This is a genomic window from Streptomyces fructofermentans, assembly GCF_014651055.1.
Taxonomy (GTDB): Bacteria; Actinomycetota; Actinomycetes; order Streptomycetales; family Streptomycetaceae; genus Streptomyces; species Streptomyces fructofermentans.
Genome location: NZ_BMWD01000014.1, coordinates 201,861 through 214,157, shown reverse-complemented (window position 1 = coordinate 214,157; position 12,297 = coordinate 201,861). Strand labels below are relative to the sequence as shown.

The window sequence follows — 12,297 nt, the reverse complement described above, 5'->3', positions numbered from 1 at the left end:
TCCTTGATCTGCTCCTTGAGCCCCTCGTCCCGCACGGACCGGGGTGAGGGCGCCACCTGGCGTCTCTTGCAGGCGTAGTAGGTGGAAGGGGCGATCTTGCAGCCGTGCTGGGTGAGCACGCGGCAGATCGGCTCGACACCGCCGAAGCGGTCCCGGTGCTCGTCGATGAACGCTACGAGCGCGTGTGTGGCCGGTCGAGCTCGGCCGCGAAGAAACTCGCTGCCGCCTTCAAGATCTCGTTCGCCCGCCTGAGTTCGGCAATCTCCTTCTTCATCGCCTTGACCTGCGCGGACTCTTCTGTCGTCGTCCCCGCCCGGGCTCCGTTGTCGATCTGGTCCTGGCGGACCCACTTGCGCAGCGTCTCGGTCGTCCCGATCCCCAGCTTGGCGGCGACCGCCTTCATCGCGGACCACTCGGTGTCGTACTCCGGCCGCACCTCGGCGACCATGCGGACCGCACGCTTGCGCAGCTCAAGGGGGTAAGGGGAAGGGCGTGCCATGACTCGATCCTCTCAAATGATCGAGTCCCTATCGAACCCGGAACGGTTCACCCCGCATTTCGACGGCGACAGTTGGGGACCGCGCGGACGAATAGACGGTAGGCAGATCCGGTGGGCGCCAGCGCGGTGTCGGCCCACCCAGGGTGATCTTTCGGGGACTTCGGCAGAGGCGGGATGCCTTGAGTGCGTGCCCACTTGGTCGGCTAGCCCACTCGGTGGGTGCGGGGAGTAGCCGGACCCGGCATCGCCCGTGACCGCCCAGACGGGACCATCCCCGCGATTGCGGGGAGCAGGACATCGAGCTGGACACCGACGCGAACGGACAGGGACCATCCCCGCGGGTGCGGGGTGCGGGGTGCGGGGTGCGGGGTGCGGGGTGCGGGGTGCAGCGGACCGGATGATGTTGTGCGAGCAGCCCGGGCGAAGCCGCCACTGGCGGTCGATGACTTGGAACAGTGGTTAGCGTACGAGGATCAGGCCGCAACTGTAGGCGCGTGCATGTCCGATGCCTTGCGTGAGGGCGGCGACAAATGTTTTTGGATCGGTCACTGTGAGGCTGCCTTTGATTTCTGCGCGGGCAATGCGTAGGCCCTTGTGCGGGGCTGGGCTGGAGACCTGCGGGAGCATGCGCAGGGCGAGGCGTTCGGTGTCCGCGTTGCCTCCGATGCGCGTGACTCCATCGGGGCCGGTGGCGGGTTCGCCGGATGGTTGCAGGCGGCGTGAGAACCACGCTTTTACGTGTTCGGGGCGGGTGTGGGGGACCCGGGTTCCGCGGGTCTTCGGTGGTGAGCCCGGCGGGGCGGGAATGCTGCGGACGGGATTGACGACCGTTCGGAAGTCGGCGCGGTCGCCGGCGCGGAAGGTGCGGTCGATGGTGAGAGTCTCCGGCGGTTCGGCCAGTGCAGCCCGGGGAATGCCGCTCCAGTCGGCGGGGACGGACGACTGCACCACCAGGTTGAGTCGTGCCTGCCGCAGGTCGGCGGTCCAGGTGGACAGGATGTTCATCTGGGAGCGGGCGCCTGGGCTGTCGTTGTCCACCCAGCCGGAGAAGCCGCTCATGACGGTGCGGTGCATGTCCTGTGCGTCGATGAGGGATTTCGCGACGTAGGGGTGTCGGGCGTCCAAGGCCAGCAAGGTCTGGGTGGCGACGAACCTGGCGGCACCGCCGGGGTTTGACGGTGCATGCGACGTGGCCGTTGTCGTGTTCACAGGATGATGTCCCATCCACGGGCGTGCGGGCCGATGGTGATGCGGTGGCGGGTTTCCCAGCGGAGGCCGTGAATGCCCCCGTCCGCGCCGAACCGTACGGGCTGGTCCGACAGGGGACCGGTACCGGGCAGCGGGCGCGGGCTTTCGATCCATGCCCATGGGCGGGCGCCTACTGTCGGAGCATGCGACTCGCCTTCGTAGGAAGGCGTTTCGGGGAGCAGGGCGTGTGTCTCGAAGGCGTGCTTGAGGGGGCCCGGAACGACTCCGAGGGCGATGTCGCCGGAGGGCGGACACGCTTTGCGTCCGAGCCAGAGCAGGCGTTTTGGGTGCTCCAGGGCGTGGGCGATGCGCTCCAGGAGTGCTTGGTCGGGGTGCTCCAGACCGACGAGGAAGGCGGCGTCGGCGAGATACCAGCGCTCGGTGATCAGAGCGTGGCGGCGTACCTCCCGTGAGACGAGGGCGCCCGAGGCCGGGTCTGCGGCGACGTATTTCGGTGAGCCGTACCAGGCCGCGAGTTCGCTGCGGCCGAACGGTCCTGGCTGCATTTCCTCCGGTATGGACTGCGGCGTGGCCTTGTCGGCGCGCTGGTGGTCGGTGAGGAGGTCACGGGGGCGTAGAGGATAGGTGCCGCCGCCGACCGTGTGGTAGTCGCGCAGCGGCGTTCCGGGTCGGTCGGCCCGGACTCCGAAGAGGACCTCGGCGAGTTCTCCGAGGGGCTCTTCCCGATCGAGGCCGAGTGCTGCGGCACACAGGCCGATCACGCCGGACTTCGTGGGGCGGCTGTGTGTGTCACGGAGTGTGAACCGGCCTGTGAGGCCCCAGGACTGGAGAGGGCTGGCGAGCCGGACGAGCAGCACGTGCGGGTCGCTCACGGGGTGAGGTCCTCGGCTTGCTCCACCACGGTCAGTGAGTCGGGCAGCGCCAGTTCTCCCAGCAGTGTGTCGATCTCAGGGTCGTAGGTGAGCACTTTCGCGGTGCGCAGGTCCTGGCGGCGATGGCTGACGAAGGTGTGGTGACGCAGCAGTCTGCGCACGGCTGCGGGACCGGCCGGTCCTTCCCCGCCTGCCGATACGGGACCTTCGTCGACCGGCCGCTGGAAGGCTGACGCGTAGTTGTAGGGGCGTTCTCCCTCGAAGGCGAGGACGAGTGCGGGCAGGGACCCGGTGGATGCGGTGGAGTTCTTCTTGGCCTCCGGAAACGCTTCGACGAAGGCGTTCACGAACTCCTTCTCGGCTTCCGACGCGGCTGTCTCGGCTTCTTCTTCGCTCATGCCTGCCACCTGCAGGTTGGTGCGCAATTGGGTTCGGTCCAGGACAGCGTGGCGGTAGAAGGTGCCGGAGATCAGGGACTGGTAGCCGGTCATGCCGGCCCCCGCGTCATCGGCGGCGTCGAGGAAGCTGAGGGCATTGCGCTTGCGGTCGAGTTTTGCGTCGTCGGCTGCGGCATAGAAGTCTTCGATCTGTTCGGCCTCGTGCACGGTGAAGGCGTGACCGGTCTGAATGGCGCCGTCGACGTTCGGGGAATCGGGGATTTCCGCGAGGAAGCGGCCGTACAGAGCGATGTCCACGGCGTCGCGGGGGGCGAGGGCAACCAGAACGGCGTCGCGGGTGGCCTTGGGCAGCGGCGGCAGGGAGGATGCGGCCGGTTCGGCCGTGGGCGATTCCTCCGGCTCTTGCGTCTGTGGTGGCGACGCGGCCTTCTTCTTGGCTGCACGACGGGCCTTCTTCGCTGCCTCCGCTCGGGCCTGGGCTTCGCGGTAGGTGCTGCGCCATTCCTCGACCTCGGCGGTATGAGCGGCGATGTGGTCGGCGATCTTCACTGCGGCGTCGGAGGGCGCGAAGATGAGGACCTTCGTCAGGTTGGCCACAGTGCGCTTCTGTGCGTCGCCGAACTTGAGGCCGCTGCCCTCCATCACGGCGCGGGCTGTGTCGATGGCCCTTTCCTTCTCCCAGCCGTGGGTGGACTCGAGTTCGCGTCCGGCGAGAAGCGCCCATTCCCGGGTGCGGACGCCCATGCTCCGGCCTTTGAGCGCTCCACGGCCCTCGTTGGCACGGTTGCGGGCGTACACCCGTTCGGCGCGGCGGCGGGCCTGGCTGGTGATCATGTGGCGTTCCACGCCTCCGAAGACAAGCGTCTTGGGCTGGGCGTTCTCGTCGCGCACCGGGAGAACCGCCGCCAAGGTCTCGAGGAGGTGCAGGGAGAGGAACTGGCTTCGGGGTGTTGCCTCGGTCACGAGGGGGTGTCCTTCCGCGTCGTCGGTTCGTTCGGTGCTTGACGGTCTCTCGCCGGAGGGGTGTGGAACTCGACCGACCACCGGTAGGCGACGCGCTCCTTGCGGTCGTTCCAGTTGAGGAGGTCGTCGGTCAGTCCGGTCCAGGACGGGGGCGGCTGTTCGCAGGACCGCAGCCGGGTGACTGCGTGCTGGAGGTGGCGCCAGGGGACGCGGCGGCTTGCGACCAGCCGGTCCAGCAGGCGCTGGGCTCCGGGGTTGTCGGGCCCGCGACCGGTTCCGTCACCGATCCGGCGGGCTGCGGCGCCGAGGCTGCCGTGACCGTACGAGGGCTGCGGACGTCCCTGGTGGTAGACGGCGAACAGGAAGGCCATCCGTTCGAACAGAGCCCGGTGGGCATCGCCGCCGTACCAGCCGGCGCGGATGTGCGCGTTGGTGCCGCCATGGGCCCGGCGCAGCTCGGCCAGTGTCCCGTACTCACGGTTGCGGACGAGTGTGGTGAGCCAGGCGGTGAGTGCCGCGCTGTCGTGCGGCACCACAGGGTGTTCCGGGTCTGTTCCGGGGGACAGGTGGTGCTCAGTCACGCGCGATCTCCCCTCGTAGTTCGGCCGGGGCTTGGGCATCGGCCATGGCATCCTCGAAGAGCCGCTCGGCCCGGGCCCGCGCGCGGTGGTTGCGGTCGTTCGGCGGCAGGGTGTCCAGACGCTGAAGCAGCTGGGTTCGGCCGGTGGTCAGCAACTCCTGTGCGTAGGTGATGAGGGGCTCGGACACCGGGTCGTCGTCCTGCGGTCCTCTGTCGACCACCTCGTCCAGCAGTTCGTGGAAGGGGGACTCGGCCGCGGGCCAGAACGCCCACCGGGCGTCGAGCCGCGCCACCTGGCCGGCCTCGTCCGCGTCCCGCATGGCGGGAAAGGCTGTCTCGGCGGCCACGATGGCCGCGTTTTTCAGGCTTCTCGCGATGTGTTCGGCGATGTCGGAGCCCCGGCGGGATGCCCGGTAGAGGTGGGCGGCCATGCCCGGGGCGTAGGGGTAGGTGCCGTGCGTCCAGGTGACCGGCAGGGTCTTGTTGGCAAGCAGTCCCACTGCCCACAGCTGGTATGGGGCCCCGCTGCCCCTCCGCTCGTATGGAAGGGCACGCAGTCGCGCGTACAGTCCGATCCGATCGTCCCGGACGGCACTGTAGAGGGCGTGGGCCTCTTGCCAGAGGGCCCTGCTGGGGGACGGCCACAACGGCTTGCGCGTGTTGTTCGTCGTAGCGTGGAACACCGCGTCCTGCAGGTGCCGTTCCGGGTCGAGTTCCAGGAGTTCGCCGGCACCGATCAGGACCTTGTCGACGACGATCTGTCCGTGTGGCCCGCGCTCCGGGTGCAGGAGCACGGAGCGCCCCAGGGCACTGTGGAGGTCTGCGGAGCTTCTCGGCACCCGGGGTCTTGGCTTCTCGTCGAATGTACGGCGGTCGACGCCGGCGGTGGTCCAGGAGGTGTTGAGGAAATCCGCAGGGCCGTCGGGCGGGTAGAGGTTCAGGCGCAGTGTCTCGCCGAGCGTCTGCCCCAGGGCGACGACGCGGACTCTTCCGGTGAGGCGGCCAGCGGCGAGGTTGGTCACCTTGGCGCCGAGTTCCTTTCCCGGCATCCGGGCGCGCCCGTAGGGGCCGTATATGTGCTGGGTGAGTGTGGCGCGGAAGGCGTCTGCTGCCGGCAGTGGATTGTTGAGCTCGAGGTGGTGGTGGTCGAAGTGCTGGTTGTAGTCGCCGGCGTGTTCGATGACCAGTTGCGCTGTTCCGGTGCCGCTCTCAATGAGGTCCTTGGCGAGTCGGGAGTTCTGAGCGAGTGGGACACTCGGGTGGAACAGGTCCCAGGCGTCGTCCGGCTGGCTGTCCAGCCAGGCGGCGGCCGACGCCAGGTCCCGCTGGCCGACGATCCAGGCACGCCATTCCTCGTCCGAGGACGGAGCGGTTCGGGAGGCGAAGCAGATGGCCATCAAGTACTCGATGACGGCGACTGTCTCGCCCGGTGAAGTGCAGTCCACGGCGGCCAGTTCATCGGCCTCAGCCAGGAGCGCGCACAGAGAGTGATGGGCGGTCGCGCCGTCGACGGTCACGGTCGGGATGCAGGGCTGACGGCGAGGATCCCAGCTGAGACGCTGCCCGTCGGGTCCGGGCGGGGGAGATTCGGGCAATTCTGGCTACCGCTCTCTCAGTGGTGAACAGCGGATGGGGCACCCTCCCGTCGGAGGTGGATCAGCCAGCTGACCGGCAGTCGGCCGGAAGAGCCGCACAGTTGCACCGCGGCCCGGCACATTCCCCGGATGCCAGGGGCCGGCAGTCCCCGCGCACGCGGGGAAGACTCAAGTAGTGCCCTCAAAGGAGTCGACGGGCCATTCCCGCTGTCGGCGGGAGAACACTTCTCCAGATTCCGTTCAACTCTCCTTCCACGGTGCAGTTCTGACGCGGCCGCTCCATACACTGTGAGCTGCCGAGCCTTATCGGCAGCCTCGGCACGGCATCGCGGGCAGGCCGGCGATGCCGCGGAACGGTTCCCGTCCCGATTGCGCGGAACGGGAACCGCCTACTGCTGGGGCAGGCCGTTCTTGGCGCGCTTGCTGCGCCAAGAACGGCCGTCTACCAGAGGCGATCGAATAAAGAGCTGACCACCGCAGCGACCAGGATGAGTACCAAGTCTCCTCCGTGGCGCCCCAGCCATTCGCGTACCGGTCCGTCCATGAGCATCCCCCGTGTCGAGGCATCCCCTCTGCAGATGCAGAGCGGGGGCCGCCGACACGGCTTGTAGGGCGAGCCGTCACGTAGGTGCATGTCTACCGCGATCTCGCATGTCTGCGAAGGTACTGCGCGAATCGAACATGAATTTGGATACTCCAGAAAGGCGCTTAAAGAAGTCGAGTTCGGATGAGGGAGTGCTACCTCGAGCTCTTCGGGTTCTGGGCCGGGACGGCGCTTGATACCTGCCTCGGCCGACGAGGCCGTGCTGGTGGGAGAGTGCCCGGCGCGCGAGGTCCCGAAGCGTGTCCCAGTCACCGGGCCCGGCGGCGCACGAGAATGGCGAGTGTGGTTCGTGCGTCCTTGCGACGTTCGGAGGTTGGGGCGAGCACCGAAACCAGAGCGACAGTGAACAGGACGCCTGCGTACAGCAAGCCTGCGCACGCGCTCAAAGCGGCGGTACAGTAGAGCATTTGCGAAATCTGGGACACGGGCCATCCTCCTGGAGAGAGCCGGAACCGGCTGCTGTGGTGATGGCCCCAGCGTCGCGAGCTGGGCCAGGTGACGGCGAGTTGCCACCTTCCTGATTTCGCGATTTCCGCAGGTCGAAGGGGGATTCTTTGACGACCCGGTCAGCGTTCATTCGCCGGTCGCATGCCGAGAGGGCGCGAGCATGACCGAGGACTCCGAGCCCGAGGAACTGAGCGCGATGCTCACCCAACTGTGGGAAGCTGCCGGGCCGCCACGCGGCGCGGCACGACAGCTCGGGGTTCCCCGCCCCACTCTCCGGGACTGGCGCCTCGGGCACAGCGCCCCATCGGCGGGCCGGACGGAAGAGTTCTGGCTCGTTGTACGCACCCTGCAGCAATGGGCCGGTAGCGCGGTCCGCACGGACGCCGAATGGGAAGCCGCGCTGCGCGCGGCTCAGCAGGCAGGAACCCAGAGGCAGCACGAGCAGACCACGAAACTGTGGGCGAAGGACGCGCGCGGTCGCTTCGTCCAGCCGCACGGGCCGGCCGCTGAACCTGCCCAACCGGGTTTCCGCGAGCGCGCGAGTGAACGTGCGGTCATGAACGCCTTCATCCGGAACTCCGGTTCTGGGGAACCGTCGTATCTGTGCTGGCAGGCCGACGCCCCCGTGGGCAAGACCGTCCTACTTGCCGACTACGTCAGACGGCCTCCCAGAGGCGTCGACATCCTGAACTTCTTCGTCTCAGCCGCGTGCGGCCTCAACACGCGGGCCGAGTTCGAGAAGTGCATGGTCGAGCAGATCGGCGCGCTGCTTCGATGTCCGCCCCAGCCGTGGATCCCGAGGGGAGCCCCGTCGCTGAGGCAGCTGTTTACTGCCGCAGCAGACAGGAGCGCGGAGCACAAGCGCAAGCTCGTCCTGGTCGTCGACGGCCTCGACGACGACGTGGCCTGGTCCGGCCCGGCCCCGGGGGACAGCCCCACCGATGCCGACCTCCCCCGTGGGAGCATCGCCGCGCTTCTGCCGGCCTCTCCTCCGGCCGGTATGCGCGTGATCGTCTCTCTGCGGCGCTGGGCAGTCCTTCCCGAGGACGTTGCTGCGCGGCATCCGCTGCGCCATCGCAAACACGTGCGTACTCTCAGCCCCATCGCAGGGACACCGCAGAGCCGGCGGACACCACCAGCCGCCACCACCTTGGGCAAAACGGTGGCGGGACTCCTCGCCGTGGCCGGCGGGGGCCTGCGCGCGCAGGACGCGGCCGAACTGGTCGGCGTCTCCGCCGACCGCATCGACCGCCTGTTACGAGGCCCCGAAGGGCGCGCCTTCGTTCTGGACGATCCAGTACTCCAAACCTATGCCCTGGCCGGAGCCGATCTCGCCCGGGAGGTCCGTGCAGACCTGGGAGACGAGGAGATCGAACGGCACACCCTCACGCTCCTCACCTGGGCGCAGCGGTGGCAGACGGCAGGCTGGCCCGAGGCAACGCCCCCCTACCCCCTGACATACGGGCAACGCCTCTCGATGGACGCCACCGACCGCGCCGCGTACCTCCTCGACCCCCGACGGCTGCGCCGACTCGCCTCGGTGGCCGGCCACGATGTGGCTCTCGCGCAACTCGACGCGTACGAGGCGGAGATCGACGCCAACGGCACCGACCCTCTGCCGGGCGACCTGGCAGAACTTCTCCCGCTGGCCGCCGCTCGGACCGTCCTGCAGGGCGAGGCGCGTGAGCTGCCCTTCGGCGCTCCCGCGCTCCTCGTCCGGCTGGGTGAAGACGCACGCGCGCGCGACGTGGCCCGCTACGCGCCGACCCCGGCCGCACGAGCCGTCCACCTCGCGGATGTGGCGGTGGAGATGGCCTACGCGGACCGGCCAGGAGCGGACGCTGTCGTAAAAGAAGCAGAAGGATGGCTCACCCACCTCGGCCATGGCTTCCCCGGCCCGCTCCAAGACCCGACGACGTACACCCGGATCCTCGAAGCCGCCCGCAGACTGGTCGAACTGGGCAGGCGCAGTGTCACCCGATCACTTCTCCGCGCTGTAGTCCGCGATCAAGGCGCGGGAGTCGAGGCACTGACCGAAGCAGCCAAAATCCTGATCACCGTCCAGGACTTGGACATTGCTGCGGCACTGCACGAACGTGCGGAGACCCTGAGCCAGGGCAGTACCCGCGCCCGCACGGCCGCTGTCGACCTCTGGAGTGCACTCGCCCACGCCAACCCTCCACGCAGCGGCATCGCTGGCGATCACATCATGGCCATCTGCGAGGAACTCACCACCCAGGACGGGCTGGGAGCAGTCGATGTATGGGCTGCCGCCGCCCCGGCGCTCGCCCGACTGCCCGCCCCACGCCCAAAAGTGGCTCTGAAGGCGACACGAACGGCGCTGGCTCTCTTCGCCGAAGCGCTGGCTGACCCTGACGCACTGTCCGAGAACGATCAGGCCCACCTCCGCCGCGAACTGGCAGGCACACTGGCCCGCCTCACGCGGGCCGTGGATGAGACGGGAGGATCCACGCGGCACGCTTTCGACGACATCAAACAACTGCTGGCGTCCCTGCCCGAACACCTGCACATAGGCGTGCTCGGCGACCTTCTTCCTGAGCGGGCGCAAGTACTCATCGAAGTTGGCGAGGAGTGCCGAGCGCACCAGGACAGGCAGGCGGCAGCCGCTCTCAAAGAGCTGGACAATGCGCACCGCCGTTTCAAGGACGGGGAGCGCGAGCAAGGGAGAGCCGAGGGCGAACGGATCAGATCGCAGCAAGTGAAACCCGCAACCGGGACGAGGAAGTCTCGGCCCACTCCGACACTCCAGCGTGCGAAGAAGCACAGGCCATCCATGGGCCTGCCCACCTTTGACGACAGCCCAATGCCCGATCATCTTCTGAGGCTTCACGAGGCAGAGCAGCACCTGAGTTCCGGCGACCTCCTGCGCAGTCGTGAACTGCTTGAGACCGCTTTGCGGCGCTCGCCCATCACGACCACGCGCCCGCCGCTCCTGGAAGGCTGGATGATGGCCCTGTCACAAGCCTTGGGGACGGCAGGAGAATTCGCGACGGCCGAAGCCCTCTCCAACAGTCTGCCCGGAACTCCGGACCGCGTCCGCCACCTGGCGGCACTGTCTCTCGGGGCCTCTCTCGGCGGGCACAGCGAAGCAGCAGAGCGTCATGCCGGCGGGGCGGCACACTTGCTGTCCGACGACTCGCCCCCCGACCTGAAGAACCTCGTCGCCCAAGCACTCGCCTACGCTGGCGACGGGCCGGCGGCGACAGCCACGATCGCAGATAGCACCGGCACCGCGGTAAAACGGCAGGCATTGACATCTGTTGCTGCCGGACTGGTACACCACTGTCCCGCAGCGGCGGCACAGATCGCCGAGCCACTCGTCGAGGGCCTGGCCCAACGAATTGACGAGGGGATCCCGTTCCGGTTCCTCCCCGAGCTCGCGGCTCTGCTGCTCGCCTATCCCAACGCTCGGCAACCCGACCCGCGCCTGCGGCAAGCGCTCCGACGTGCCGTACTTTCCTGCGCAGGCACCGCCACGTCGTGGCATGCGCCGTCGGTGACCGTCATTGCCTTGCTGGAACACCTCGGGCACATCCCGGAAGAGGACCACCCCCTCGTCGCGGGCATGAAGAGCAGATGGCAGCGCTCGCTTCAACCGGGGCAACCAGCCTGTACAGAACTCGCACTGATGTCTGCTGTGACGGGCGACAGCGCAGCCCTCCGGCACCATGCCGAGACGGCACGGACCTCAGACGGGCGGGCAGCGGCGCTCAGCGCAGCCGCCACGCACCTCGCCGGAGCCTCGGTGGCCCTGTCCACGAACTGGCGAGCCGACGACAGGGTCGTCAGGACTTGTCTGGCGCTCGCGCATGCGTCCGGCGAGGGTGATCCTCCCGACCAGAAGACGGCCCGGCACATTGCGCGAAGCCTACTGAGATCTGGCGATTGGACCCACACGATTGTGATGCTTCCTGAACTGGCCCCTACGGCTCTGGGCGCTGTCTCTTGGATCATGTGCGGGTTCATGAGGGCTGCGAGGGTGACTGTGCCGAGGTAGACCATCTCCGTGGGTGCGGGGAGCAGCCAAGCGCCTCGACCAGCTTCCAGGGGCCGGAGGGACCATCCCCGCGGGCGCGGGGAGCAGTTCCAGACCTTCGACTTCATGGGGCCGGCGGTGGGACCATTCCCGCGGGGCGCGGGGAGCAGGGCGCGTCGCCGATGTCGAGGTCGGCGGCCGGGGGACCATCCCCGCGGGCGCGGGGAGCAGTTGGCTTCCTCGATCTGGTCGGCGGCGGTGCCGGGACCATCCCCGCGGGCGCGGGGAGCAGACTGCGCGACCTGCGGGTTTGTTTCGCCCTAGGCGAGTTTGCGCACACTTTCATCGATTCCGGCAAATGGGGCATAGGTGGCGCTTGGTTCTGTGGGTGCTCGGCGGTGTATCGATCACGCTACCCCTGGAGGGAGTGGGTCGATGGGTGAAGTGCTCAGCCGGCTCGAGCGTTCGCCAGCAATTCCCCCACCCGTCATGGAAAATGCCTACCGGTAAACCAGAACCCAGCAGGCTAAAACTAACGAACACGCCAGAGCGCATGGCTCGCTGGCTGGGCCTTCCGGGTGGAGCGGACGGTCGGGTGTCGGTGAAAGGCGATGGCTGTTCTATGTCCACATTGTCCATTTCTCTGAAAGTGCTCCGAGATTGGCCGTGCCGGAGTTAAAGGCGCAGGTCGCGCAGTCTGCTCCCCGCGCCCGCGGGGATGGTCCCAAGGCGGCCGCGGCCGCGGAGGACGACGAGGCCTGCTCCCCGCGCCCGCGGGGATGGTCCCGCGCTGCGCTTCCGGGTGACGGACGACGCGATCTGCTCCCCGCGCCGCCCGCGGGGATGGTCCCGACTCCTGCTCGAGGAGATCCCCGTCCGCCCGCTGCTCCCCGCGCCCGCGGGGATGGTCCCGCGTGCCGGATGGTGGACGCCCTTCCCCAGCCCTGCTCCCCGCGCCCGCGGGGATGGTCCCTCGAGCCGGGCGAGAACGTCAGCGGCGTCGTCCTGCTCCCCGCGCCCGTGGGGATGGTCCCCGGCGGGCGGCTGTGGCTGGGACCGGACTCACCTGCTCCCCGCGCCCCGCAGGGATGGTCGCTCAAGAGTGGAGTCCCTCGGTTGGGAGTCCTGCTTCC

At 68.3% G+C, this 12,297-nt stretch carries 6 protein-coding genes and 1 pseudogene; 1 reads left to right on the top strand and 6 read right to left on the bottom strand.

What is annotated here, in order from left to right; genetic code table 11:
* From IE265_RS20820 to IE265_RS20795, 6 genes and pseudogenes are all read right to left on the bottom strand, one after another.
* Nucleotides 1–499: pseudogene (locus IE265_RS20820) on the bottom strand (transposase); the annotation flags it as partial.
* A 459-nt stretch (nt 500–958) separates the two neighbouring features.
* A complete protein-coding gene (locus tag IE265_RS20815; RefSeq protein WP_229916348.1) occupies nt 959–1,708 on the bottom strand; it encodes a type I-E CRISPR-associated protein Cas6/Cse3/CasE in 750 nt (249 codons plus the stop codon).
* Nucleotides 1,705–2,580: a type I-E CRISPR-associated protein Cas5/CasD gene (cas5e, locus tag IE265_RS20810; RefSeq protein WP_190037134.1), complete on the bottom strand. Its 876-nt coding sequence runs from the start codon at nt 2,578–2,580 to the stop codon at nt 1,705–1,707. Before cas5e ends, IE265_RS20815 begins: the two co-directional genes overlap by 4 nt.
* Complete coding sequence (locus IE265_RS20805) at nt 2,577–3,941, bottom strand: type I-E CRISPR-associated protein Cas7/Cse4/CasC (protein WP_190037133.1); 1,365 nt, start codon at nt 3,939–3,941, stop codon at nt 2,577–2,579. Before IE265_RS20805 ends, cas5e begins: the two co-directional genes overlap by 4 nt.
* Entirely contained in the window at nt 3,938–4,522 is a 585-nt protein-coding gene (gene casB / locus IE265_RS20800; RefSeq protein ID WP_229916346.1) for a type I-E CRISPR-associated protein Cse2/CasB, read from the bottom strand. Before casB ends, IE265_RS20805 begins: the two co-directional genes overlap by 4 nt.
* A complete protein-coding gene (locus IE265_RS20795; RefSeq protein WP_268255805.1) occupies nt 4,515–6,116 on the bottom strand; it encodes a type I-E CRISPR-associated protein Cse1/CasA in 1,602 nt (533 codons plus the stop codon). Before IE265_RS20795 ends, casB begins: the two co-directional genes overlap by 8 nt.
* Nucleotides 6,117–7,327: 1,211 nt before the next feature.
* Between IE265_RS20795 and IE265_RS20790 the strand changes: the two genes are divergently transcribed.
* Complete coding sequence (locus tag IE265_RS20790) at nt 7,328–11,185, top strand: hypothetical protein (protein WP_190037131.1); 3,858 nt, start codon at nt 7,328–7,330, stop codon at nt 11,183–11,185.
* The last annotated feature ends 1,112 nt before the right edge of the window (nt 11,186–12,297 follow it).

What these genes read in the sequence shown, in the direction of transcription:
- IE265_RS20790 (WP_190037131.1), top strand. Translation starts at nt 7,328, where the DNA reads ATGACCGAGGACTCCGAGCCCGAGGAACTGAGCGCGATGCTCACCCAA.